Annotated in this window: 21 protein-coding genes; 10 read left to right on the top strand and 11 right to left on the bottom strand. The window is 72.4% G+C overall.

Annotation, left to right across the window (positions count from 1 at the left end):
* Positions 1–21: 21 nt before the first annotated feature.
* Positions 22–1926: a BTAD domain-containing putative transcriptional regulator gene (locus OG509_RS35505; RefSeq protein ID WP_406186675.1), complete on the bottom strand. Its 1905-nt coding sequence runs from the start codon at positions 1924–1926 to the stop codon at positions 22–24.
* A gap of 380 nt (positions 1927–2306) precedes the next feature.
* Between OG509_RS35505 and OG509_RS35510 the strand changes: the two genes are divergently transcribed.
* The 4 genes from OG509_RS35510 to OG509_RS35525 all read left to right on the top strand — a co-directional run bounded on the left by OG509_RS35510 (position 2307) and on the right by OG509_RS35525 (position 6537).
* A complete protein-coding gene (locus OG509_RS35510; protein WP_406186676.1) occupies positions 2307–3038 on the top strand; it encodes an NADPH-dependent F420 reductase in 732 nt (243 codons plus the stop codon).
* A 189-nt stretch (positions 3039–3227) separates the two neighbouring features.
* Positions 3228–3968, top strand: coding sequence for a hypothetical protein (locus OG509_RS35515; RefSeq protein WP_406186677.1), 741 nt, complete (start codon positions 3228–3230; stop codon positions 3966–3968).
* Positions 3969–4077: 109 nt separating this feature from the next.
* Positions 4078–5823, top strand: coding sequence for a carbohydrate binding domain-containing protein (locus tag OG509_RS35520; protein WP_406186678.1), 1746 nt, complete (start codon positions 4078–4080; stop codon positions 5821–5823).
* An 87-nt stretch (positions 5824–5910) separates the two neighbouring features.
* Positions 5911–6537: a HutD family protein gene (locus OG509_RS35525; RefSeq protein ID WP_406186679.1), complete on the top strand. Its 627-nt coding sequence runs from the start codon at positions 5911–5913 to the stop codon at positions 6535–6537.
* Here OG509_RS35525 and OG509_RS35530 read toward each other — a convergent pair.
* The 8 genes from OG509_RS35530 to OG509_RS35565 form a co-directional block, all read right to left on the bottom strand.
* Entirely contained in the window at positions 6509–7927 is a 1419-nt protein-coding gene (locus tag OG509_RS35530) for a GH1 family beta-glucosidase (protein ID WP_406186680.1), read from the bottom strand. The two genes, OG509_RS35525 and OG509_RS35530, sit on opposite strands and share 29 nt — an antisense overlap.
* Before the next feature lie 46 nt (positions 7928–7973).
* Positions 7974–8807, bottom strand: coding sequence for a carbohydrate ABC transporter permease (locus OG509_RS35535; RefSeq protein ID WP_406186681.1), 834 nt, complete (start codon positions 8805–8807; stop codon positions 7974–7976).
* Positions 8804–9781, bottom strand: coding sequence for a carbohydrate ABC transporter permease (locus OG509_RS35540; RefSeq protein WP_406186682.1), 978 nt, complete (start codon positions 9779–9781; stop codon positions 8804–8806). Before OG509_RS35540 ends, OG509_RS35535 begins: the two co-directional genes overlap by 4 nt.
* Positions 9768–11072, bottom strand: coding sequence for an ABC transporter substrate-binding protein (locus tag OG509_RS35545; protein WP_406186683.1), 1305 nt, complete (start codon positions 11070–11072; stop codon positions 9768–9770). The genes OG509_RS35540 and OG509_RS35545 overlap by 14 nt, the downstream gene beginning before the upstream one ends.
* Positions 11073–11290: 218 nt before the next feature.
* Positions 11291–12334 (bottom strand): LacI family DNA-binding transcriptional regulator, encoded by a 1044-nt coding sequence (locus OG509_RS35550; protein ID WP_406186684.1) that lies wholly within the window; start codon positions 12332–12334, stop codon positions 11291–11293.
* A 101-nt stretch (positions 12335–12435) separates the two neighbouring features.
* Positions 12436–13662 (bottom strand): glycoside hydrolase family 64 protein, encoded by a 1227-nt coding sequence (locus tag OG509_RS35555; RefSeq protein WP_406186685.1) that lies wholly within the window; start codon positions 13660–13662, stop codon positions 12436–12438.
* A gap of 23 nt (positions 13663–13685) precedes the next feature.
* Positions 13686–15119: a glycoside hydrolase family 16 protein gene (locus OG509_RS35560; protein WP_406186686.1), complete on the bottom strand. Its 1434-nt coding sequence runs from the start codon at positions 15117–15119 to the stop codon at positions 13686–13688.
* A 270-nt stretch (positions 15120–15389) separates the two neighbouring features.
* On the bottom strand, positions 15390–16916 hold the full coding sequence (locus tag OG509_RS35565) for an NPCBM/NEW2 domain-containing protein (protein WP_406187777.1): 1527 nt from the start codon (positions 16914–16916) through the stop codon (positions 15390–15392).
* Between the two features lie 497 nt (positions 16917–17413).
* Here OG509_RS35565 and OG509_RS35570 point away from each other — a divergent pair, with 497 nt between their 5' ends.
* A complete protein-coding gene (locus OG509_RS35570) occupies positions 17414–18256 on the top strand; it encodes a DeoR/GlpR family DNA-binding transcription regulator (RefSeq protein WP_406186687.1) in 843 nt (280 codons plus the stop codon).
* Positions 18257–18329: 73 nt separating this feature from the next.
* Here the strand turns inward: OG509_RS35570 and OG509_RS35575 are convergent, their stop codons facing one another.
* Positions 18330–18770, bottom strand: a complete 441-nt coding sequence (locus tag OG509_RS35575; RefSeq protein ID WP_406186688.1) for a MarR family winged helix-turn-helix transcriptional regulator — start codon at positions 18768–18770, stop codon at positions 18330–18332.
* A gap of 137 nt (positions 18771–18907) precedes the next feature.
* On the opposite strand from OG509_RS35575, the gene OG509_RS35580 reads away from it, so the two are divergent.
* The 3 genes from OG509_RS35580 to OG509_RS35590 all read left to right on the top strand — a co-directional run bounded on the left by OG509_RS35580 (position 18908) and on the right by OG509_RS35590 (position 21820).
* Positions 18908–20416 (top strand): MFS transporter, encoded by a 1509-nt coding sequence (locus tag OG509_RS35580; protein ID WP_385591696.1) that lies wholly within the window; start codon positions 18908–18910, stop codon positions 20414–20416.
* A 135-nt stretch (positions 20417–20551) separates the two neighbouring features.
* Positions 20552–20842 (top strand): hypothetical protein, encoded by a 291-nt coding sequence (locus OG509_RS35585; RefSeq protein WP_406186689.1) that lies wholly within the window; start codon positions 20552–20554, stop codon positions 20840–20842.
* A 156-nt stretch (positions 20843–20998) separates the two neighbouring features.
* Positions 20999–21820, top strand: a complete 822-nt coding sequence (locus tag OG509_RS35590; protein WP_406186690.1) for a lipase family protein — start codon at positions 20999–21001, stop codon at positions 21818–21820.
* 4 nt (positions 21821–21824) lie between these two features.
* Here the strand turns inward: OG509_RS35590 and OG509_RS35595 are convergent, their stop codons facing one another.
* Complete coding sequence (locus tag OG509_RS35595) at positions 21825–22184, bottom strand: DUF6204 family protein (RefSeq protein WP_406186691.1); 360 nt, start codon at positions 22182–22184, stop codon at positions 21825–21827.
* A 453-nt stretch (positions 22185–22637) separates the two neighbouring features.
* Between OG509_RS35595 and OG509_RS35600 the strand changes: the two genes are divergently transcribed.
* Positions 22638–23717 (top strand): hypothetical protein, encoded by a 1080-nt coding sequence (locus tag OG509_RS35600; protein WP_406186692.1) that lies wholly within the window; start codon positions 22638–22640, stop codon positions 23715–23717.
* A 165-nt stretch (positions 23718–23882) separates the two neighbouring features.
* Complete coding sequence (locus OG509_RS35605) at positions 23883–25646, top strand: Ig-like domain-containing protein (RefSeq protein ID WP_406186693.1); 1764 nt, start codon at positions 23883–23885, stop codon at positions 25644–25646.
* Positions 25647–25666 lie beyond the last annotated feature (20 nt).

The following is a 25666-nucleotide window of genomic DNA, read 5'->3' on the forward strand; positions in this document are numbered from 1 at the left end:
AACGCGAGGGGAGGGGGGAGGTCAGCGCGCGACGGGGGCGGCGGCAGCGGGGAGGGGCCCGCGGGCCAGCCAGCGCGCGTAGCCGAGGAGGAAGGAGTGGAGCCGGTACCGTGGCTTGCCGGGTGGTCCGTCCTCCAGCATCCCGGCCTCCACCAGCTGTTCGAGCTCGGTCTCGGACCCGGCGTCCGTGAGGGGGGCCCGGGGACCGAGGGCGCCCAAGCGGAGGAAGACCTCGCGCAGTTCGGGCGAGAGGGCGCCGACGGCCCGCCCGAACACCTCCGGTACGGAGAGCCGTGGATCCTCGGCGAGGGCGAGCCGGGCGGGTGGCTCCTCCGCGAGCCAGGCCGTGCAGTCCGCCACGGACAGGCCGGGCCGGGTCAGCAGCCGGCCGGCCGCGATGCGCAGGGCGAGCGGGAAGTGCCCGCAGACGCCGGCGAGTTCCGCGGCCGCCTGCGCCTCGGCCGCGATCCGGTCGGCGCCGACGAGCCCGGCGAGCAGTGCGTACGCCTCGTCCGGTCCGAGGACGTCCAGCCGGTGGACGGCGCCGCCGTGCGTGGCGACGACCGCGGCGAGCCCCCGTCTGCTCGTGACCAGTACGGCGGCGTCCTCGGCCGCGGGGAGCAGCGGCAGCACCTGCCCGGCGCCGGCCGCGTCGTCGAGGACGAGGAGCCGGCGGCCGTCGCCGTCGCCGGGTCCTGGCAGCAGTTCCCGGGCCTCGTCCAGGGTGAGGGGGCTACCGTTGGGCCGGGCCAGCGCGAGGGTGAAGACCCCGCCGGGGAACTCGCCGCGGACCTCGTACGCGCACTGGTGGGCCAGCGCCGACTTGCCGATGCCGGGCGCCCCGGAGACGACGACCAGCCGGGGGCCGTCGGCGGAGGTCAGCCGGGCGGCGATGGCCCCGCGGTCGCCCTCGCGCCCGGCGAACCCGGGCACGGGCGCCAGGCCCGGGCGCCCGGATCCCTTCCTGGGTACTCCGCGCCAGCCGCTGTCCGCCGCGGGCTCGGCCGGCCGCGCCGACGGTGCGGGGAGCGCACCCGGGGCGGCGCCGGTCCGCGGCAGATCAGGCCCCGCCGGAGACTGTGCGGCGGGCGTCACGACCGGTGCCGCGGTCGGTACAGCGGCCGGCCCGGGCGCGGGCCCGACGGCGGGCCGTGCCGCCGGGCCCACGGCAGGCGCCTGCGGCCCGCCGATCTCCTCGGCCCGCAGGATGGCCAGTTCCAGGCGGCGCAGCCCGGCCCCCGGGTCGACTCCGAGCTCGTCGCGCAGCCGGTCCCGTACCGTGCGGTACTCGGCGAGAGCCTCCGCCTGCCGCCCCGTGCGGTAGAGGGCCTCGATGAGCTGCTCGGTGAAGCGCTCGCGCACCGGATGCCGGCGGGCTCCGTCGTACAGGTCGACCAGGACCTGGTGGCAGTTCCCGGCGGCGAGTTCGAGATCGCACACCCGCTCCAGCACGCGCAGCCGCTCCTGTTCGAGCGAGGGCACCGCGTCGCGCCGCAGCATCCGCGAGGCCACGTTGGCGAGCGGCGGCCCGTGCCACAGGGACAGCGCCTCGCGCAGCCGGTACAGCTCCTCGCCCGGTCCGCCGGCGGCCGTCGCCCGCGAGGTCAGGGCGCGGAAGAGGACGAGATCGAGGGTCTCGGCGTCGTTGTGCATCCGGTATCCGCCGGGCACGGCTTCGATGGTGGTCGTGGATATGCCGTACTTCGTGAATAACCTCCGCAGCCTCAGGACGCACGTCTGCAACGCGGCGCGCGCGGTGGCGGGCGGTTCCTCGTCCCACACCGCGCTCACCAGATAGGTGGTCGAAACAACGACCCCGGGATGCAGAAGAAGAGCGGCGAGAAGACTGGTCGGCTTGGATGGCTTGAGAACTACGGTTTCCGGGCCGTGGGCAATACTCAGCGGCCCCAAAAGCTGGAACCGCATACTGGTCCCTCGTGTCGGGTCACGTATTTCGCGAACGAGCAGGACAGGGGCGGTGGTCGGCCCCGCCTGCTCTCCGCCCCCTGGTGGGGCGACGAATGAATGAAACACTACATAAGGGATCTTGTGAAAGTCGAGTGGTGTACGGCTTGTTTCCGACCGCACGGCGATTCTCATTCTTTCCGTCACTCTGGAGTCCCGTGAAGTTACCACCGGTTGGCCAGGATGTTCACGTGTAAACGAATTCCCCGTACGGATCTCATCGCGCGGCAATCGAAGTCGATTTCCGGTCACGCGGCGCCGAAGTTCCCTGGCTGATTTCGTATGGCAGGGAACCGGCCACTCGTACGGGTGATCCGTGGGACGGGGGCGCCGGACGCGGAATGCGCGGCGGCGCCCGGTGGTTCGGACTCCACGCAGCACCCGACCACCCTGCACGGACTGGAGAGCTCATGAAGATCGGCATCATCGGCGCAGGCAACATCGGCGGCAACCTCACCCGCCGCCTCACCGCCCTCGGGCACGAGGTGTCCGTGGCGAACTCCCGCGGCCCCGAGACCCTGGCCGACCTCGCGAAGGAGACCGGAGCCACGCCCGTCACCGTCACGGAGGCGGCGCGGGGCGCCGAGGTCGTCGTGGTCACCGTCCCCCTGAAGAACGTGGCGAACCTGCCCGCCGGCCTCTTCGACGAAGCGGCGAAGGACTTCGTCCTCATCGAGACCGGCAACTACTACCCGCAGCAGCGCGACGGCCGTATCGCCGAGATCGAGGACGAGGGCCTGACCGAGAGCGGCTGGAGCCAGCGCCGCCTCGGCCACCCGGTGGTCAAGGCCTTCAACGGGACGTACGCCGAGGACATCCTCGGCCTGCACCGCCCGGCCGGGGCACCGGACCGGGTGGCCCTCCCGGTGGCCGGCGACGACCCGGCGGCGAAGCGGACCGTCCGGGCGCTCATCGACGAGCTCGGCTTCGACACCGTCGACTCCGGCGGCATCGAGGACTCCTGGCGCCAGCAGCCGGGCACCCCCGTGTACGGGCTCCGGGCGGGGACCGACGCGGTCGCGAAGGCCCTCGCCGAGGCCTCTCCGGTCCGCCAGGCGGCCTTCAAGGGCTGACCGTCCCGGGTGGGCGCGGGAGTTACGGGTCCTCCCGCGCCGGCCCCGGGCGCGTCTCTCTCCCCCCGGAGGGACCGCGCGGCGTCCCCGGCCGGGAACCGATACCGAAGTGTCATCCTCCGCCCCTCCATGCCGATGCCCCGGGCTTGCTACGGTCCTGCCCTCACGGGAGCCGTAGGAGGGCCCACCATGCACGTCAGACCCCGTCTGCTGATCGCCTCGGCGGTACTGGCGGCGCTCCCGGCCGTCCTCACGGCCTGCTCCGGCCACCCGGACCACCCGGCCGCTCCCACCCGGTCGGCGAGCCCCTCGCCCTCCGGCTCCGAGTCCCCGACGGCGACCGCACCGGCCACCCCGGCCTCCTCCGCGCCGGCGCCCACGCCGTCCCCGACCGTCACCTCCGCCGCCGCGTCCCCGGCCGCGCCCGCGAAGACGCCGACGGCGCCCCCGGCTCCCGCGACGCGGCTGTCCCTGACCGCCGCCGCCCGCGGCGGCGCGCTGCACCTGGTCCGCGGCGGCCCCGCCCAGGAGTTCACGGTCACCGTCCAAAACGGCAACTCCCAGGCCTACCGGCACCTGCTCGTCGCCTTCCAGATGGAGCCCCTGACCGGTGAACCCGGCGACCTCCCCGGACCCGCCGCCCCCTTCGTCCTCGAACGCCGCGACCCGGCCACCGGTGCCTGGCACGCCGTGGACCTGCGCATCGCCACCGACGCCAAGCCGGCCCACCTCTACACGGGCGGTACCGCCCTCGCCCCCGACGCCGTCCGCACCGACCGCTACCGGCTGCGCGCCACCGCCACGGGCCCGACCGGCAGCAGCCCGCTCATGGTGTACGCGATCGATGCGGACGCCGCCGAGGGCGGCTCCGCCGAGTTCGGACACCCCGGACACGTCTCGCTGCCCCTCACCACCCGGCGCCTCGTGTAACTCCCGTTCCCGCCGCGGAAACCGGAGGGGTCCGGACCCTTGACCCACACCTGGTCCAGACCAATCATGGGGCGTCCGCCCGTTCGCTCGCGCCCCACCGGGAGCATCGATGAGACGTCCCAGGCCCCTCCATGCCTTATCCGCGGCCCTGACCACACTCCTCGCCTCCGCCGGCCTCGTCCTCGCCGCCGGCGGCGCCGCCCACGCCGCGACCCCGCTGCCCGCGCACGTCTTCGCCCCCTACTTCGAGGCGTACAACGGAGACAGCCCCGCAGACCTCGCCCAGAAGTCCGGCGCGAAATACCTGACCATGGCCTTCGTACAGACCGAGGCCAGGGGCTCCTGCACCCCGTACTGGAACGGCGACACGGGACAGCCCGTCTCCGCCTCCGTCTTCGGCGCCGACTTCGCCACGATCCGCTCCCGCGGCGGCGACGTGATCCCCTCCTTCGGCGGCTACGCGGCCGACAACGGCGGCACCGAGATCGCCGACAGCTGCACCAGCGTCGACGCGATCGCCGCCGCGTACGAGAAGGTGATCACCACCTACGAGGTCTCCCGGCTCGACATGGACATCGAGGACAACTCGCTGACCAACAAGGCAGGCATCGACCGGCGCAACCAGGCGATCAAGAAGGTCCAGGACTGGGCAGCGGCGAACGGCCGCCCGCTACAGGTCTCGTACACCCTGCCCACCACCACGACCGGCCTCGCGAGCAGCGGACTCGCGGTCCTGGGGAGCGCCAAGGCGGCGGGCGTGCAGGTGGACGTCGTGAACCTGATGACCTTCGACTACTACGACGGCGCCACCCACCACATGGCCACCGACACCCAGACCGCCGCCACCGGGCTCCACGAACAGCTCGCCGGCCTGTACCCGGCCAAGACCCCCGCCCAGCTCTGGGGCATGATCGGCGTCACCGAGATGCCGGGCATCGACGACTACGGCCCCGCCGAGACATTCACCACCGCCGACGCGACCGCCGTCCACGACTGGGCGGTGGGCAAGGGCATCGACACGCTCTCCTTCTGGGCGCTCCAGCGCGACAACGGCGGCTGCCCGGGCACCGGCGGCTCCGACTCGTGCTCGGGCATCGTCCAGGACCCCTGGTACTTCAGCCACACCTTCGCGCCGTTCACCGGCGGCGGTCCCGTCGCCGACGACTTCTCGCTCGCCGTCGCGCCCGGCTCGGCCTCCGTGGCGCCGGGCGGCTCCACCTCCGCCACGGTGAACACGGCCGTCGTCTCCGGCACGGCGCGCACCGTCGCGCTGACGGCGTCCGGCGCACCCGCCGGAGTCACCGCCTCCGTCGACCCGGCCTCGGTGACGGCGGGCGGCTCGGCCCGGCTCACGGTCGCCGCCTCCGCCTCGGCCGCTCCGGGCACGTACCCGATCACCGTCACCGCCGCCGCCGGCGCGCTCACGCACACCGCCGCCTTCACCCTCACGGTCACCGGCCCGGGCGGCGGGAGCGGCGCTCTCGTCAACGGTGGCTTCGAGAGCGGCTCGCTCACCCCGTGGACCTGCGAGAGCGGCGGAGCGGTGGTCGGCGCCCCGGCGCACGGGGGCTCGTACGCCCTGAAGACCGCACCCACCTCCGCACAGACCGGTGAGTGCGCCCAGACGCTGACCCTCGCCCCGAACACGAAGTACACGCTGGCCGGCTGGGTGCAGGGCAGCTACGCCTACCTGGGCGTCCGCGGCGGCGCGAGCGCCAGTACGTGGACCAGCTCGACCGGCTGGTCGAAGCTGACGGTCCCCTTCACGACCGGCGCCTCCGGCACGGTCACCGTCTACCTGCACGGCTGGTACGGGCAGGGCGCCGTGTACGGGGACGACCTGTCGGTGGGGTAGACCGCGGGTGGATAGGCTCGGCCCCGGCCGCCCGGGTACGCACCGCCCCGCGCAGGGCGGTGCGTACCCGACGGAAGGAACAGCGCCATGGCCGGCGGCAACGAGATCCGGATCCTGCGCGCGGGCGACCGCGCGGCGGTCGCCTGGAAGAACGGCGGCGGGGTGACCCGCGAGATCGCGGCCTGGCCCGAGGGCGCCGGACTGGCCGACTTCGGGTGGCGGATCAGCCTCGCGGAGGTGGCCGCCGACGGGCCGTTCTCGGGCTTCCCCGGGGTCGACCGCACGCTGACCCTCGCCGAGGGCGCCGGCATGGACCTCACGGTGGCCGGCGCTCGCCGCCTCGTCGACGAGCGCTACGCGCCGCAGGAGTTCCCCGGCGACGCCCCCACCGACTGCCGGCTCATCGACGGGCCCGTCGTGAACTTCAACGTGATGTACCGCCGGGACCGGGTGCGGGCGCAGACCGCGGTCGTACGGGGCACCCTCGTGCTCGCCACCGCGCCGGGGGAGACCCTGCTGGTGGTCGCGCTCCGGGGCCCGGCGGAACTCGAAGCCGGAACAGGACTCGAAGCCGGAACGGGACTCGAAACCGCGCCCGGGCCCGTCGCCCTCGGCCCGTACGACGCGGTCCGGATCTCCGGCGGCAACGCCTGCGGCCTGCGCACCCGGGGCCACGCGGCGGTGGTCAGGCTGGCAGCCCGCCCCGGGCGATGACGTCGGCGTACCAGCGGGCACTGTCCTTCGGCGTGCGCCGCTGGGTCGCGAAGTCGACGTGGACGAGGCCGAACCGCTTGCTGTAGCCGTACGCCCACTCGAAGTTGTCCAGCAGCGACCACACGAAGTACCCGCGCACGTCCGCCCCGTCCGCGATCGCCCGGTGCACCGACGCCAGATGGCCGTGCAGATAGCCGATCCGGTCCGGATCGTGCACATCGCCCTCCGGGTCGGCGTAGTCCGCGTACGCCGCGCCGTTCTCCGTGATCAGCAGTGGCACGCCCGGCAGTTCGTCGCGCAGCCGGACCAGCAGTTCGTGCAGGCCGCCCGCGTCCACCGGCCAGTCCATGGCCGTCCGCGGCCCCGGCGCGGGCAGGAAGCGTACGTGCTCCTCGGCGCCCACCCACGGCGAGGGCCCCTCGTCCGCGACGCCTCGCCCGGGTTCGGCGGCCGCGACCACCGTCGGCGCGTAGTAGTTGATGCCCAGCCAGTCGATCGGGGCGGCCGCCGCCGCCAGATCGCCGTCCCGGACGAAGGACCAGTCCGTCACCGCGGCGGTGTCGCGGACGAGGTCCTCCGGCAGGCGCCCGTGGAAGACCGGGTCGAGGAAGATCCGGTTGCCCACCGCGTCGATCCGGCGGACCGCGTCCAGATCGGCGGCGGAGCGCGTCAGCGGCCGCACCACGTGCAGGTTCAGCGTCAGCGAGACCTCGGCCGTGCGGGGGAGGACCGCGCGCAGCGCCGCCGTGCCGAGGCCGTGGGCGAGGTTGAGGTGGTGTGCGGCCCGCAGCGCGGCCTCCGGCTCGGTGCGGCCCGGGGCGTGCACTCCTGAGGCGTAGCCGAGGAAGGCCGCGCACCAGGGCTCGTTGAAGGTCGTCCAGTCGGCCACCCGGTCGCCGAGAGCCCCGGCCACGAGCCCCGCGTACTCGGCGAACCGCTCGGCGGTCTCCCGTACGGGCCAGCCGCCCAGGTCTTCGAGCTCCTGCGGCAGGTCCCAGTGGTAGAGGGTGGCCACCGGCCGGATCCCGGCGGCCAGCAGCGCGTCGACGAGCCGCCGGTAGAAGTCCAGGCCGCGCCGGTCGGCGGGCCCCCGGCCGGTGGGCCGGACCCTGGGCCAGGCCACCGAGAAGCGGTAGTCGCTCACGCCGAGCCGCTTGAGCAGGGCCACGTCCTCGGCCATGCGGTGGTAGTGGTCGGCTGCCGTGTCCCCGGTGTCGCCGTGGAAGACCTTGCCGGGGGTGTGGCTGAAGGTGTCCCAGATGGACGGCGTCCGGCCGTGCACAGTGGCCGCGCCCTCGATCTGGTACGCGGCGGTGGCCGTGCCCCAGCGGAAACCGGCCGGGAAGGTCAGCCCCGTCTGCGCGAGGGGAGACGCGTCGAGCGTGGTCATGAAAAGGCTCCAAAGAGGGTGAGGGGAGGGCCGGGAGGCGGCTGCGTCAGCCCTTGACCGCGCCCTGCATGATCCCGCCGACGATCTGGCGGCCGAGCAGTCCGAAGACCAGCAGCACGGGAAGGGTGCCCAGCAGGGTGCCCGCCATGACCACGGACTGGTCGTGGACGTAACCGCCGCCCAGCTGGCGCAGCGCGACCTGGACCGTCGGCTCCTGCGAGGACAGTGCGACGATCGGCCAGAAGAAGTCGTTCCAGGCGGTCATGAAGGTCAGCAGGCCCAGGACGGCCATGGCCGGGCGGGCGACCGGCACGACGATCGACCAGAAGATCCGGGCGTGCGAGGCCCCGTCAACCCGGGCCGCCTCGATCATCTCGTCCGGCAGCGACTGCACCAGGAACTGCCGCATGAAGAACACCCCGAAGGCCGAGACGAGTCCGGGCAGGATGACGGCCTGGAGCTGGTTCACCCAGTGCAGCTTGACGATCAGCATGAAGAGCGGGATCACCCCGAGCTGCGGGGGGATCATCATCGAGGCGACGACGGCGCCGAGCAGCGCCCCCCGGCCGCGGAAGCGCAGCTTGGCGAAGGCGAACCCGGCCAGCGTGGAGCACAGCACCGTTCCGACGGTGATCGCGCCCGAGACGATGAGCGAGTTGAGCAGCGCCTTGCCGATCGACGCCTCGTCCAGGACGGCCTGGAGGTTGTCCAGGAGCCGCGGCCCCGGCAGCAAAGCCGGTACGGAGCGGGCCAGTTCGGCATTGGAACGGCTCGCCGCGACGAGGGTCCAGTACAGCGGAAAGGCCGAGACCAGCACCGCGCAGATCAGGACGGCGTACGTGAGCCTGCCGCCACGCCGGGCGGAGACGTTCGCGCTCATCGGCCGGCCTCCTTGAGGGAACGGCGGCGCGCGGCCCAGGCATTGGCCCCGACCAGCACCACGATCAGCAGGAACATCACCCAGGCGATGGCCGCCGCCCGGCCCAGGTGGAAGAAGCCCCAGCCCTGCTCGTACATGTACAGCCCGAGGGTCTGGTACTGGTGTGAGATGCCGCCGGACACCGATCCCTCGAACAGGAGCGGCTCACCGAACAGTTGGGTGGCGCCGATCGTCGAGACGATTGCGGTGAAGACGATCGTGGGGCGCAGTCCGGGCAGGGTCACGTGCAGGAACTGCCGCCGGCGGGAGGCCCCGTCGACCTCGGCCGCCTCGTACAGCTCGGTCGGGATCGTCTGCATGCCGGCCAGGTAGATCAGCGTGTTGTAGCCGGTCCAGCGCCAGACGACGATGGACGAGACGGCGATCTGGGAGGCCGCCGTACCGTTCTGCCAGTCGACCGGGTGGATGCCGATCAGGTCCAACAGGCGGTTGACGAGCCCGAAATCGTGCCCGAAGAGCTGCGCGAAGATCAGCGAAGCGGCGGCGACCGAGGTCGCGTACGGCAGCAGCAGCGCGGTGCGGAAGAACGTACGGGCGCGCAGCCGGTAGTTGAGCAGGTGGGCGAGGCCCAGCGCCATCAGCAGCTGGGGCACGGTGGACAGCACGCCGATGGTGAACGTGTTGCGCAGCGCCGTCCAGAAGAACGGGTCGGTGAACAGCGCCGTGTAGTTGCCGAGCCCGCGCCACTCCAGCTCGCCGGGGGTCTGGAGTTCGGCGCGGTAGAGGGAGACGTACGCCGTGTAGAGCAGCGGGAAGATCCCGAACGCGGCGAACAGGGTGAAGAACGGGGCGAGGAAGGCGTACGGGGAGAGCGAGCCCGGCCGGCCGCGCCGCCGGAGCGGCGCCGCCGACGGCTTCGGGACGGTCAGGGGCGCCGGCGGGGTCGGCGGGGCCAGCGGCTCAGCCGAGGGCATTCTTGATGGCCTTCTTCGCGTTCGACCAGGCCGTCTCGGGCGCCGTGCCCTTGCGCTCGACCTCGCTGAGCGCGTTGTTGATCTGGTCGGCGATGTCCTTGTCGTGCAGGCCGAGCACCTGGACGGGGGCCTGCTCGGCGGCGTCGCCGAAGATCTTGCCGATCGGCGCGTCCGAGAAGTACGGGTCCTTGGCGTCGGCTATCTGGCCGATCGACTTGGTGGCGGACGGGAAGTTGCCCTGCCCGCGGAAGACCTTGGTCTGCTGCTCGGGCGCGGTGAGCCACTTGATCAGCTCGTACGCCTGCTTCTTGTGGGCGGCCGCGGTCGGGACCGCCAGGTACGAGCCGCCCCAGTTGCCCGCGCCGCCGGGCAGCTTCGCGACGTCCCACTTGCCCTTGCCCGCGTCCCCGGCCTGGCCCTTGATGTAGCCGAGCATCCAGGCGGGGCAGGGCAGGGTGGCGAAGGACCCCGAGGAGAAGGCCTGGTTCCACGGCGGCGACCACTGGTCCAGCTTGGCGCTGAGTCCCTCGCCCGCGGCCTTGACCGAGGCGTCCCAGGCGGCCTTCACGGCAGGGCTGTTCTCGTAGATCAGGGCGCCCGAGGCATCGTAGTAGCGCTCCTTCTCCTGCCCGACCATGATCGCGTTCAGGCTGCCCACGCTGTCGATCCAGGCGCTGCCCGCGGGCGCCTTCTCCTTGTACTGGCGGCCGAGTTCGAGGTAGCCGTCCCAAGTCGCCCACCGCGCGGCCAGTTCGGTGCGGTCGGTCGGCAGGCCGGCGGCCCGGAACAGGTCGCTGCGGTAGCACATGGCCTCGGGGCCGACGTCCGTGCCGAGGCCCAGCACCTTGCCGTCCTTGGTCGTCGCGGCGGACCACTTGGCGGGGGCGAACTCCTCCTTGAGCGCTCCGGCCCCGTACTGGTTGAGGTCCACGAACTTGCCCGCCTGCTGCTGGGCGACCGAGGCGATGCGGCCGACCTCGATGCCCTGGACGTCGGCCAGGCCGCCGCCGCCCGCGAGGCGGGTCTGGAGGGACTTCCAGTAGTCCTGCTCGTCCTCGGTGTCGGTCTGCTTGATCTTTATGCCGGGGTGGAGCCGCTCGTACTCGGCGTAGAGCCCGGCCTCTTGGTAGCCGAACGCGCCGAACAGGTCGACGGTGAGCGTGATGTCGCCCCCCGCGGCGTCGGAGGAACCGCCGCCCGAACCGGATCCGCAGGCGGCCAGGACCACTCCGGTCAGCGCGACGGCGCCGAGGCGGACCGCGGTTCTCTGGACGGTTCGGGGTATCGACATGGGGCGGCCTCCTTGGCCTGGACGGGCAGGGTGCGGGGGTGGGAGTGCGCCAGCATTGAGAGCGCTCTCAGAGCGCGACTGGAGCGTGCACCCGCAGCCCGGGCCCCGTCAAGAGTCGTACGCGCAACGGAGTGCATTCGTCCACAATCACCCGCGCCGCACGGCGAGTTCACGCCGATTGCGCCCCTCCTGCCGTTTGCGCCGACCGCCCCGGCGCATCAGGTGGAATCACGCCGAACCAGCGCCGTCGGCGTGACCACCGACTCGGGCACGGCACGGTCGCCCCGGGCCTTGTTCAGGGTGCGCAGCAGCAGCTGCGCCATCAGGCGCCCCATGCCCTCGATGTCCTGGCGTACGGTCGTCAGCGGCGGATCGGCGGTCTCCGCCACCAGCTCGGCATCGTCGAAGCCGACCAGCGCCACGTCCCCGGGGACGGCCAGTCCGCGCTCCCGCAGCACCCGCAGGGCGCCCGTCGCCATCAGGTCGTTCGCCGCGAACACGGCGTCGAGGTCCGGGCACCGCTCCAGCAGCCCGGCCATCGCCTCGGCCCCGCCCGCCGCGGTGAAGTCCCCCTCCGCGATCAGCGCGGGATCGGAGTCGAGCAGTACGTCCCGATAGCCGTCGAGCCGGTCCACCGCCGAAGTCTGGTCCAGCGGACCGGCGATGTGCGCGATCCGCCGCCGGCCCCGGTCCAGCAGGTGCCGTACGGCCTCGCGGGCGCCCCCGCGGTTGTCCGCGTCCACGTACGCGACACCGCCGTGCCCCCCGGACCCGGCGGTCCAGCCCGGCCGGCCGCCGTACACCGTGGGCATGCCGACGCGGCGCGTGATCGCGGGCAGCGGGTCGTCGGTGTGCAGCGAGAAGGCGAGCGCCCCGTCGACGTGGCCGCCGGCCAGATAGCGTTCGATGCGGTCGTAATCCCCCCGGTCCTCCACCAGCAGCAGGACCAACTGCGTATCTTGCGCAGTCAGTTCCTTGCTGATGCCGCGTAGCTGCCGGGAGAAGAACGGGTCGGAGAAGATCCGGATCTCCGGCTCGGCGATGATCACCGCGACGGCCCCGGTGCGTCGCGTGACCAGCGCGCGGGCCGCCGGATTCGGCACGTACCCGAGCTCCCGTACGGCCTCGCGGACCTTCTCCACCAGATGCGCGCGGACGCCGTCCCCGCCGTTGACGACGCGGGACGCGGTCGCCCGGGACACCCCGGCGCGCTCCGCCACGGCCTCCAGCGTGGGGCGTTGACCGGGAAGCTGTTCGGGCACGGGCGCTCCTCCTGCGGGTCCGGGGGCCGTTGGCGCGACGGACAGCAGGGTAACCCGTACCGCCGGGAGGCTGAGAGCGCTCCCGGCAGTACGGGCGGCGGTTACCAGCCGATCCCGAGGGTCAGCCCGGTCGGCGGCTCCGCGTTGCCGAGGATCTGGACGGAGGACTGGTCGTTGACGTCGTCGTAGGGGAAGCCGTAGGCCCGCCCGTTCAGGCCGACCGTGTGGAAGAAGGCGGCGTAGTCGTTCTTCGCCGCCCCGCGGTAGTACGCGGCCGGCGTGTACCAGGCCGTGGTGTCGAGCGCGACGCCCCGGTTGAACGCGGCGCAGAACTCCGCGCCCAGCTGCTTCTCGGTGTCGTTGCCGGAGGCCAGCGCCCCCGCGCAGGCCATGACGTCCGGCGAGGTGGGTTTGCGCAGGGTGTAGGGGCCCGCGCCGTTCTTGCTGAAGGTCAGCGTGGAACCGGAGACCCGCCCCGAGAAGGTCTCGCCGTGCCGGGTCAGGGTGAAGGGGTGGGTGGTGTAGAAGGCCCAGGCCTGGTCGATGGCGGCGGTGAGGTGGTTCTGCTGCGCGCCGCCCGCGAGGAACAGCTCCGAGGAGCGCGGCGCCACGATCCGGTAGCCGTTCTGCAGCGGCTTGAAGGCGGCCCCGGCGGAGGCCGCGTACTGCTGCATGACCTCGGCGCGGGTCCGGGCGATGCCCCGGGTGGTGTCGTAGCCGCTGGAGGTCTGGCGCAGCCGCGAGGTCATGGGGAATCCGAACTGGTCGACCTGGGTGGTGTTCCCGCCGAAGGCGACTTGGCCCTGCACGTACGTGTACTCGTACCAGTCGTAGTACACGTCGGTGTTCGGGTCACGGGGATTGCGCAGGTCGGGGCCGCCCCAGCCCTGGTCGTCGGGGGAGACCGGGAAGTAGACGGGGGAGCCGAGGGAGACGTATATCCGGCCCCCGCGGATCGATGGCGGGGAGGGCACCGTGCCGCCCACCCGGGCCAGCGTGAAGGACATGTTGGGGTAGGACACGCCGTTCTTGACGAGGTGGCCGGGCGCGGTGGCGTCGAGGTGGTTGATGTGGGCCATGGAGCCGTCGGGCTTCATGTACGACCACTGGCCCGGGGTCACCTGGCCGAGGACCGTGACGAAGACCTGTGCATCGGTGTAGGTGCCGCGGGTGTTGTTCTGGAAGGTGATCGGGAAGCTGCCCGGCCCGCCCTGTGCGGGGCCCGCCCCGGCCCGGGCCGGGGCCCAGAGCAAGGCCGCCGCCACCAGGGCGGTCAGCGCGGCCAGCAGGGCGGGGACGGTCGGCGGGAACGTTCTGCGCGTGTTCATCGGCGTCTCCTGGGTCCGGCCGGTCAGTGGCCGAAGCCGAACCAGTTGACGTTGACGTAGTCGGCGCCCTGACCGCTGGTGAAGGTCAGGTACACGTCGTGCTTGCCGGTGACGGCGCTGATGTTCGCCGGGACGGTTCTCCAGCTCTGCCAGCCGCCGGTGTTCGCCACCGAGAAGCTGCCGATCGGCGGGCCGGTACGGCTGTCCAGCCGGACCTCGACGAGTCCGCTGACCCCGCCGGCCGCCCCGCTCGCCACCCGCCCGAGGAACTGCCGCGCGGCGGTGGATCCGAAGTCGACGCCCTTGTACAGGGCCCAGTCGCCGTTGGCGATCGCGCTCAGATTGCGGCCGCCGCCGGTGTCGGTGGTGGTCTCCGTCGCCAGCCCGCCCTGGCCGTCGTACGACTCGGCCTCGATGGTGCCGTACGCGTCGCGGTCGCCGGACGGCGGAGTGGTCGGCGGAGTCGTCGGGGGTGTGGTGGGAGGCGTGGTCGGCGGGGTCGTGCCGCCCGTCGAGCGCAGTACGGACACGTAGTCGACGACCATCGGGTAGCCGGGCTGGGTGGCCGCGTCGGGTCCGCCGCCGAAGGCGTCGGGGAAGCCGCCGCCCATGGCGACGTTCAGGATGATGAAGTAGCCGTGGTTCGTGGCGTTGGTCCAGGTGGCGGCGTCCACCTGGTTCGCGCGCACGGTGTGGAAGTTGACCCCGTCCAGGTAGAAGCGCATCTCCTCCACGGCGGTGGACCGGTCCCACTCCACCGCGTACGTGTGGAACCCGCCCTGGCAGGTGGTGCCGGTGCAGACGCGCTGGCCGCCGATGCCGGAGGTCTCGTTGCAGGGGCCGCCGGGGCTCGTACCGCAGTGGACCGTGGCCCACTCGTTGTTGATGCCCTGGACGTTCTCCATGATGTCGATCTCGCCGATGCCGGGCCAGTTCCACCAGTTGCCGCGGTACGGCGCGCCGAGCATCCAGAAGGCCGGCCAGTAGCCCTTCGCCGCCGCGCCCGTGACGTTCGGCATCTGGATCCGGGCCTCGGTGCGCAGCTTGCCGCCCGCCGAGGGCTGGAAGTCGGAGCGCCGGGTCTCGACGCGGCCGGAGGTCCAGTTGCCGGCGGCGTCCCGGCGCGGGGTGATCCGCAGGTTGCCGGCGCCGTCGAGGGAGACGTTCGCGGTGCTCGCGGTCATCGTCTCGACCTCGCCCGTACCGAAGTTGGCGGGGCCGCCGGGGTAGCTCGTGCCGGTGGTGTACTGCCAGTCGGCGGTGTTGACACCGGAGCCGGCGGCTCCGTTGAAATCGTCCAGGAACACCTGGGACCAGCCTGCCGGGGTGGGGGGAGCGACGGCGTTGGCAGGCAGGGTGACCACGGTGGCGGCCGCCGCGGCAATGGCCATCGTGCCGAAGGCGGCGATGACGGCCCGCCGGACGGACGGCCGCTTTCTACGGGTGGGGAGACGCATGGGTGTGCCCTCTCTTGGGGGGAGGCGGTCCGCTGTTTGAGAGCGCTCTCAAGCGGCGCCGCTGGCCACTGTGCTCCCGGCACCCACGGGCGTCAAGACTTGGAACCGACAACGGGCATATGGACAGGGGGAGTTCACCGGTTGAAGGGCGGGCCACGCGCACGCGTGGCCCGCCCTTCAACCGGTGAACTCCCCCCCACCTGTCACCGGTGGAACGGCGGATCGGTGAGCAGGCAGGTCCGCAGGCCGGCAAGCCCGCCGGCCCGCAGGTCAGTTGCAGGTGAGCCGGGGCGCCGCCCAGTCCGCGTGGTCGTAGTCGATGCCGTTGCCGCCGTCGGTGACCACGAGCCGCAGCGTCTGTCCGCCGGTCAGATCGGCGGTGAGCGTCCGGGCCGCGTCCGCCGTGGTGACGACCCCGCTGTCCGCGACCTTGGTGCCGTCCCGGTAGATCTGGAAGCCGACCGCGCCGGTGTGCCAACTCTCGTCGTCGACGCCGACGTCCACCGTCAGGCCGGTGCACCTGCCCCCGAGGTGGTAGGTCAGGGTGCCGGCCGCGTGGACGCCCAGGCCCTTGGCGTACGTCACGCCGCCCACGGTCAGCGTCCTGCCGTCCCCGGCCGCCTGCTCCCCGTTGCTCCGGTCCTTCTCCGCCGGGCCCCAGCCGCTGCTCACACCCGTCCAGGGCACGTCCGACAGGTGGGAGGTGCCGGCCGGCGGAAGCGGCGCCGGACCCGGGGTGATCCGGTAGACGACGGTGGCGTGCGGGGCGACCGAGGCGCTGATGGTGCCGCTGGTGTTGGTCGAGGCGGCCTTCGTCCACAGCTCCTTGAGGGCGTAGGGGGCGCGGTTTCCGATGCCGAGGGCGTCCGTCCGGGCGGAGATCGTGGCGGTGGAACCGGTCTCGTTGGTCAGCGACAGCGCCCGGTCGCCGTTCGCCAGCTCCTTGGCCATCACCACCAGGCCGCCCGAGCTGGAGACCACCGTGCCCTGCTTGCCGAGGGCGTCCTGGTCCAGGGCGATGACATCGGGGTTGGAGAGGATGTCGAAGGTCTCGGCCGTCGCCTTGCGCAGGTCGCTGCCGATCAGCAGCGGCGCCGACATCATCGACCAGAGGGTGAAGTGGGTGCGGTACTCGGCGGCGGTCATCCCGCCGTTGCCGACCTCCAGCATGTCCGGGTCGTTCCACTGGCCGGGACCCGCGTACGGCGCGAGCGGCTGGTTCCTGTGCGCGATGGAGATCATCGAGGACCAGCTGTCGCTGATGTCCCCGGTGGTGCGCCACAGATGGCCGAGGCTCGACGCCCACGTCCACGGCTGGTTCTCGCCCCACTCGCAGAGCGAGAAGACGATGGGACGGCCGGTCTTCTTCAGCGCGCCCGCCATGTCCGTGTACCGCTTCTTCGCGTCCACGCCCTGGTTGTTGCAGTTGTCGTACTTGAGGTAGTCGACCCCGAACGAGGCGAAGAGGTTCGCGTCCTGCTGCTCGTGGCCGAGACCGCCGGGGAAGCCCGCAGTGTCGCAGGTCCTGGTGCCGGCGCTGGTGTAGATGCCGAACTTCAGCCCCTTGGAGTGCACGTAGTCCGCGAGGGCCTTGATCCCGCCGGGGAAGCGGACGGGATCGGCCACCAGGTTGCCCGAGGCGTCGCGGTTCGGCAGGGCCCAGCAGTCGTCGAGGTTGACGTACTGGTAGCCGGCGGCCTTGAGGCCCTTGGCGACGAAGAGGTCGGCGATGCCCTTGACCATCGCCTCGTTGAACTCGGCCCGGCAGTGGGTGGAGTTCCAGTTGTTGAACCCCATGGGCGGGGTCAGTGCCTGGCCGTCGGCCACGGCGGCGGCCGGCGCGGCGCCGGCGAGCACCGCCGTACCGGCCAGTGCGGCGGCCCCCGCCGCCGGGGCCAGTAGCGGCAGTGCCGTGAGGACCGCCGTCAGGCGGCGGGCGACGGCGCTTCGTAACGAGTGCACAGACGGCTCCTGGGGTGGGAGTGGGGCCCGGAATTCCGGGAGAGAGTGTGCGGAAATGCGCCCTGACACGTACGTCCGGCACGTCGATTCCCGCAGAAGTCCTCAGGAACGAACGGACTCCAACGGGAAGGCCCACATCACACTGCCACAGCAGGGACATGTCAAGAGGATGGACTGCGCAAATCCGCTGCCGGCCGCCGCCCGGGTCGGTGGCCACGGGCTCGGCCCGGTTCCCCAACTGCGGCTTTTTCGAGGTCTGTTGACTTCTGTTCGATCCGTCAGGATGCTTCGGCTGACCGGGGACGCCGGTGCCCCACGAGAGGAACCGCCGCATGGTCGATCCCGGCAGCCTGCTGGCGCATCAGCGCCGCGCCCTCATCCTCGACGAGGTCCGTCGGCGCGGCGGGGTACGGGTGAACGAGCTGACCCGCTTCCTGAACGTCTCCGACATGACCGTCCGCCGCGATCTGGACGTGCTCGCCCGCGAGGGCCTGCTGCGCAAGGTGCACGGCGGCGCCGTGCTGGGCGACGAGGCCAGCAGCCACGAGCCCGGGTTCGAGGCGAAGTCGGAATGGGAGACGGCGGCGAAGCAGGCCATCGCCAAGGCGGCGGCCGCCCTCGTCGCACCGGGCTCGGCCATCGCCCTGTCCGCCGGGACCACCACGCACGCGCTGGCCCGTGAGCTCACGGAGGTCACCGGTCTCACGGTGGTCACCAACTCGGTCCGCACCGCCGAGGTCTTCGAGGCCGTCTGCCGGACCGGCAGCGCCGGCGGCACTCTGACGGTCATCCTCACCGGGGGCATCCGCACCCCCTCCGACGCGCTCGTCGGGCCCATCGCCGACCAGGCCATCCGGTCCCTCCACGTCGACCTGCTGTTCCTCGGCTGCCACGGCCTGGGCACCGCCACCGGGCTGACCACGCCGAACCTCGCCGAGGCGGAGACCAACCGGGCGTTCCTGCGCTCCGCGCGGCGGACCGCGCTCCTCGCCGACCGCACCAAGTGGTCGACCGTGGGGCTCACCACCTTCGCCGCCCTGGAGGAGATCGACGTGCTGGTCACCGACTCCCTCCCCGCGGAGGAGGCCGCCGCGGTCACCGAGCGGGTCGGTGAGGTGCTGCTGGCCGCCGGCCCCGCCGATCCCGCCGGCCCCGCGCAGGAGCGCCGGTGGTGAGGGTGACGCGTACGACCCGGCACCAGGCCCCCGTACGGACCGGCCGGTGCGAGGCGTCCTTGCACGGTCCTTCTTACGCGTCCTTCTCCATGGTCGGGCGCAGCCGCCCCAGCAGGGCGTAGAGCGTCGCGCTCTCGCTCTCGTCGAGGGTGTCCAGCGCGCCGTGCGTCGCCTGCATCTCCTCGCGCACGCGCCGGATGATCTCGCGGCCGGCGTCCGTCGCCACGACGTTCTTCACACGGCGGTCGGCGGGATCCGCCTCGCGGCGCACCAGCTCGCGGGCCTCCAGGCGGTCCACGATCCCGGTGACGTTCGATGCGTCACACACCAGGAGGGTGGCCAGGCCGCGCATCGGGAGCGGGCCGTTGAGCTGGGCGAGGACCCGGGCCTGGGTGGAGGTGAGGCCGTAGTGGGCCGCCGCGGCCGCGAAATCTCGCCACTGGGCGGTTCCGATGGCGGCGAGCAGCTCAAGGAGCTCGAGCTTGGTGGGGGCGGGTGGGGTGGTGGCGCTCATGCCGTCGAGCGTACTCAGGTGGTTGACATTGTCAATTGTTTACTTGACCACTTTAACTATTGACGTCTACCGTCTACCGAGTTACTTGATGACATCAAACATCTGCGATCTGAAGCACTAAGAAGGTCCTGCCAGCCATGAGCACCGCCGCCCCCACCCCCGCCGAGGCCAAGAACAGGAACGAGACGATCATCGTCTTCGCCCTGAGCCTTGCCGCCATGGTCGTGTCGATGATGCAGACCCTGCCGGTTCCGATCCTGGGCCTCATACGCACCGACCTGGGCACCTCGACCGCGAACGTGAGCTGGGTGACCACCGCCACCCTGCTGTCCGCCGCTGTCTTCACCCCGCTGCTCGGCCGCTTCGGCGACCAGCACGGCAAGAAGCCCACGCTGGTGGCCGTCCTCGGCGTCATGGTCGTGGGCTCCGTCATCGCCGCCGTTGCGACCTCGCTCCCGCTGCTCATCCTGGGCCGCGTCCTGCAGGGCGCCGCCACCGCGATCTTCCCGCTCGCCCTCTCGGTGCTGCGCGAGGAAGTCCGCCCGCAGAAGCTCCCCGGCGCGATGGCCCTGGTCAGCGGCACCCTCGCCTTCGGCAGCGGCCTCGCGCTCGTCGCCACCGGCCTGCTCACCTCCGGCTCCGACGCCGACTACCGCAACGCGTTCTGGATGGCGACCGGCTTCGCCGCCCTCGCCCTGCTCGCCGTCGCCTTCCTGGTCCCGGCGACCCGGCACAAGACCGGCGGCCGCACCGACTTCCTCGGCGCGCTGACCCTCGGCATCACCCTCCTGCTGCTCCTGCTGCCCATCTCGCAGGGCCACGAGTGGGGCTGGACCTCCGGCCGTACGCTGGGCAGCTTCGCCGGCGCCGCCGTCATGACCGCCGTCTGGGTCTTCACCGAGCTCAAGGTCAGCGAGCCGCTCGTGGACATGCGGATGTTCGTCCACCGCCCGGTGCTCATGGCCAACCTGGCCGGCATCCTCGTCGGCTTCGGCATGTTCGCGAACTTCCTGGGCGTCTCGTACCTCGTCCAGATGCCGGAGAAGCTCACCGGCTACGGCTTCGACGCCTCCATCCTGCGCGCCTCCGTACAGTTCCTGCTGCCCGGTGCGATCGTCTCCCTGCTCGCCTCGCCCATCGGCGGCCAGCTGGTCCGCCACCGCGGCCCGCGCGTGGCACTCGGCCTCGCCGCCGGGCTCGGAGCCGTCGGCTTCGGCTGGCTCGCCCTCGACCACGGCCACAGCTTCTCGGTGATCGGCGCCGGCCTCATCGTCGGCGCGGCCGTCAGCTTCGGCTACGCGGCCATGCCCGCCGTCATCATGGCGAGCGTCCCGCACCACCAGAGCGGCATCGCCAACGGCATCAACTCGATCTCCCGCTCCACCGGCAGTGCGATCGGCAGCGCCATCGTCACCACGATCCTGGCGTCGAAGACCATCGAGCACCTGCCCGCCGGCGTCCCGGCCCTGCCCGCCGAGTCCGGGTTCACCCTCACCTTCTGGATCGGGGCCGTCGCCTTCGCCCTGGTCGCGGTGATCAGCTGGATCGGCCTGCGCGGAGCGCACGGACCGCGCACCGCCGAGGCGGGCACGCCCGCAGCGGCTCCCGCGAAGGTGGCGGAGCCGGAGCCGGCCGAGGCCGTCTGACCGGCCCTTCGAGGGGACGGCACCGCTCGCGGATGCCGTCCCCTCGTATGCGTGCTGTCCTGTTCCCGTGGGGCAGGGGGCCGCCGCCGGGCGGCGGGGAGGCGCCTGACCCCCGCACGCGAGGAGTGACCTGCCATGGCGATCCTGATGCACGCCACCGTCCCGGGCATCACGGCCGACCAGTACGACGCCCTCCACAAGGAGCTCCTGTCGATCCCCGGGATCTTCGACGGCTGCCTCTCCCACATCTGCGTCGCGAGCGCCGAGGGTCTGGACATCTACGACCTCTGGGAGAGCGAGCTGCACATGAACGTGTTCTCGGAGAAGCTGATGCCCGTCGTGGAGGCCCAGGGCTGGCAGAGCACGGCCGGACGCCCCGAGGTCTTCCCCGTCCACAACTACGGCTTCCCCGGGGGCCAGGGGTAGGGGGCGTCTTACGTCGTCCGGATTGCCGCAGGCGGTGGGGGCCGCCGTTCGGGTGATGCACTCGCGCGTCAGACGGCGGGGCTCGGGCGTACGCGGTACGACGGAGTCCCGGCTGATCGGCGCAGGGCCGTCGGCCGTTGCGCGAAGGGGAGAACGGTGCCGGCTCCGACGACGTTCGATCACCAAGCCCGTGACTACAGCCCGCAGCTCGCGTACTGGATGGCACGGGCGGCCGCGCTGGCCTACCAGGACGAGTCCCGCATCGAGGCCGACGCCCGTGCCTGGGGCTTCGACCGGGTACGCCATCACCGGACCCGGTTCACCCCGCCGTTCCCGCTCGAAGACACCCAGGCCTTCACGATGGCGTCCGACCGGATGATCGTCGTCGCGTTCCGCGGCACCGAGCCCGTGCAGCTGAAGGACTGGCTCTCCGACGCCACCACCCCGCCGTGGCCCGGCCCGGCCTCGACGGGGTACGTCCACTACGGCTTCGCCCAGGCCCTGCAGTCCGTCTTCCCCGAGGTCGCGAAGGGGATCACCGAACTCCGGGACCGCGGACAGACCGTCCTCATCTGCGGCCACAGCCTCGGCGGCGCGCTGGCCATGCTCACCGGGGCGCGCCTGCACCTCGAAGACCCGAGGCTGCGGGCCGACGGCGTCTACACGTACGGCCAGCCGCGCACCTGCGACCGGATGCTGGCGAAGGAGTGCAACACCGCGTTCGGCAAGCGCATGCACCGCTTCGTCAACAACAACGACATCGTGCCGCAGCTCCCGCCGGAGCCGGCCTTCCACCACGTCGACACCCTGCGCTACATCGACGCGGACGGCAGGCTCCGCGAGTCGATGCCGACGCTGCAGGCGCTGGGTGACCGGGCCAAGGGGATGACCGCCGATCTGTTCGCCCCCGCGAGCGACGGGGTGAGGGACCACTCGATGCACCGCTACGTCGGCGCCCTGGAGAAGAACCTCCCCTGACGGCTCAGGCGTTGCCGCGCGCGGCCGCCTGGCGCTGGCGCTTGCTCAGCGGGGCCTGCGAGAGGTCCTGCGCCCGGGACGTGAGGCGCTTGAAACCGTAGCCGCGCTCGGTGAGCCAGCTCTCGGCGGCGAGCTCGGCGCGGGCGGTCGCGTCGAGGACGTCCTCCTCGGCCTCGCCGGAGTCGAGGAAGCGGAAGGTGAAGAACGGGCCGACGGCGACGTCGTACGCGAGGTGGCCCTCGGCGGTGTACGCCGAGCTCATGATGTCGTGCTCCGGCGCGGCGGCGAGCAGCTCCGCGTGCTGCTCGGCGGTGAGGCCGTCGAAGGAGCCGCGGACGGTGATCCGGAAGGTGCGAGTGCTCATCCCGCGAGCCTAGGCACCGGGGCCGGCCCGCGCACCGGGATTTCCGCGGGCGGCCCGCCGGGCGCGGCCGCCGTCCGACCTCCCGCCGGAGCTACTGGAAAGTCACATCGGAGCCCGCTCCGGCACGCAATTTCACCATTCCGCATCTGCCAGTTCATAGAGCGAAACACCTGGTAGATGCCGGGCCTGGACCCTGTTAGAGTCCGCATGCGCGACTCCGAGATGGGGGTGGCGATTTGGCCGATCCGCACGCCCTGATCTGCCCCTGAGCGGCGTACATCCGCCAGGCAGACAACAGTTGTGATGCCGTGGCACTTCCGCACCGACGGTTTCGGCGCCCCCGTACCCAGGGGCGCGGCCGTCGTGCGCCCAGCACCTGTGCGAACTCCGGTTCTCAGCCGCCGGATGCCGAGCCATGCCGCCTTCATCGCCTATCAGATGGGGAGAACACAAGTGAACACGGGACTTCTGCGGCGCCATGCCGCAGCCAAGGCACTGGTCGTGGGCGCCGCACTGGCCCTGGCCGTGCCGGGCACCGCCTACGCGAACACCGTGAGCGTCACCGTGAAGACCCCCGGGGCCACCGCCGGGCCCGGGTCGACCTTCTCCGAGATCTCCACCCACGCGGACTGCAGCAGCGGCCTGATCTCCGGAGGCGGGATCAACCAGGCCATCGGCACCGGCACGTCCTCCAACGGCAACAAGATCAACGGCACATCGCCGAGCCCCGACGGCAGCACCGAGTACCTCGGCACGACCGGGGTCGTCGGCACCGACGTGACCCACTGGCTCGGCATCGGGGGCAGCGGCGGAGCGGTCAACGCCTCGTTCTCCAGCACCCCGTACGCGATGTGCTTCACGAGCAACCTGATCAACCACACCCAGGTGGTCATGAACAAGATCGCCGGGCCCACCACCAGCGGAACGGTGGGCCTGGTCGTCGCGACCTGCCCGGCCAACACCCGCCTGCTCGGCGGCGGTGCCCGGATCACCCCGGCGAGCGTCGGCAGCCTCAAGCCGATCGCCAGCTTCCCCACCTTCAACAACGCCGGGCACGACTTCGGCCAGAAGGCGGCCGCCGACGGCGAGACCAACCCCGATTCGTGGGCGGCGGTCGGGTGGAACGGCGGCGGTGGCAACAGCAACAACACCACGTACGCCTACGCCATCTGCAGCGGCAACAACATCAACATCAGCGGCACCACGGTGAAGGTGCGCTTCAGCGAGGTGAGCGGCCCGACCTCGGCGACCGCCGGCCAGACGGTCACGGTGGGCTGCGGCGGCAACGACGGAAAGCTGGTCGCCGGGGGCGCCGCCATCAGCGGCGGCAGCGTGACGACCACCGACTTCACGGGCCCCGGCTCAGTCGGCGACCACCTCAACGGCAGCTACCCGAGCGACTCCGGCGGCACACCGGTCAGCGACGGGACGACCACGGCCTCCTACTGGACGGCCTCCACCCACACCGGGGGCACCAGCTCGCCGGGCACGTCCTCCGACGTGTGGGCCCTCTGCGCCGACGACGGCGTCTGACCCGATCGCCTGACCCTGCGCCGGTTCCAGGACTCGGTCAAGGCAACGGCAACCGCAACGACCCTGACCGGCGGGAAGGGGGGCATGCACCTTGTCCCCCGCCCGCCGGTCACCCCATCCCAGCTCGGCCGCCCCCAACCGGCCCGGAGAGGCAGCGTCCCTTCCATGAACCGCCGTTCGACCCCTCGTTCCACCCCGCTCGCCACCCCTCGTACGCGCATATCGACATCGAAGACGGCGATCGTGCTCGGCGCGACCGGCCTGCTCGCCGCCGTCCTCGTCCCCTTCGCCGCCGCAGACCCGGCGCCCGCGCCCGCGCCCTCGCCCTGCGGCTCCGCCGGGGTCTTCACCGCCTCGCCGCCCACCTGTACGTACGCCGACACCGGTACGGACACCTTCACCGTGCCGGACGGGGTCGGCGCGATCCGCGTCGACCTGTTCGGCGCCGAGGGCGGCAGCGCGGCCGGCTTCGTCCTGCCGAACCCGCCGAACGACGGATCCCCCGGCGGCCTCGGCGGCGAGACCCGCGCCACCCTCGCCGTGAGCGCCGGGCAGAGCCTCCAGATCACCCTGGGCGCGGCAGGCAGCTCCGGAACTTCCCGGCACGGCGAGTACGCCCGCCCCGGCGGCACCGGCCACGGCGCCGGCGGCGGCGGTGCGCACGGCGGCGGCGGATCCGGCGGCGGAGGTTCCGACGTACGCGTCGGCGCCTTCGGCCCGGCCGACCGGATCCTGGTCGCGGGCGGCGGCGGGGGAGCCGGCAACGGCGGCCCCCTGCTGCACGGCGGCGCCGGCGGCGGCCCCGAGGCGGAAGACGGCGGCCAGGGCGGCGGCCCCGACGGCTCCGGGGTCGCCGGCGGCGGCGGTACGCAGCGCGCCCACGGCGCCGGCAGCCCCAACTCCGCCCAGGGCGGTCCGGGCGCGCCCGGCGGCGACACCGACCCCAACACCGGCCTGCCCAACCCCGGCAGCGGCGGCCCGGGCGGCAACGGCGGCCGCGGCGGCAACGGCGGCGGCGGGGGTGGCGGCGGCCACTTCGGCGGCGCGGGCGGCTCCGGCGGCGGGAACCCCGGCAACCTGTACGGCGCGGGCGGCGGCGGAGGCAGCAGTTTCGCGGCGCCCTCCGCAACCGACGTCTCCCTCCTGCGGGGCGTGAACCACGGCGACAGCAAGGCGGTCGTCTCCTTCCGCTACGGGACGACACTCTCGCTCACCGCGGACACGGCCACCCCGCTGTTCGGCCGCGCGGTCACGCTCACCGCGGCCGTGGGCACGGCGAACCCCGCCGCGGGAACCCCGGGCGGGACGGTCACGTTCTCCGATGGGACGAAGCAGCTGGCGACGGTACCGCTGACCGGTGGCCGCGCCGAGTTCCGGACCAGCGCGCTGCGCCCCGGCGCGCACCCGGTGACCGCCACCTACGGCGGCGACCCGGCGAACGAGGCGAGCGCCGCGCCGGAAGCCACGGAGGTCACCGTCGGTTTCAGCCGCCCGTGCATCACGACCGCCCACCGCGGCCCGCTGACCGTGGCCGGCGGCGAGTCGGTCTGCATCGCACCGGGCGGCAGCCAGACCGGCCCGGTGACGGTCAGCTCCGGCGGTGCGCTGGCCGTGACGGGAGCCGAGATCACCGGCCCCGTCTCCAGCGACGGTGCGCTCGCCGTCGCCGTCTGCGGCTCGAAGCTCACCGGCGCGGTCACCATCGGCCGGACCAGTGGCCCGGTGCTGATCGGCTCGAACGACGCCACCGCGGGCTGCGCGGGCAATACCGTGCAGGGCCCGGTGAGTCTGAACGCCAACACCGGAGGCGTCGAGGTCTCGGCCACCACGGTCGTCGGCCCGCTGCGCTGCGATGCCAACGTCCCCGCCCCGCAGCAGAGCGGCAACACGGTGGAGGGCCCGCGCTCGGGTCAGTGCCGCCAGCAGTGAGCTGGTGCCGCCGGCCGTGA

Origin of the sequence: Streptomyces sp. NBC_01006 (assembly GCF_045162725.1) — a bacterium.
Taxonomy (GTDB): domain Bacteria; phylum Actinomycetota; class Actinomycetes; order Streptomycetales; family Streptomycetaceae; genus Streptomyces.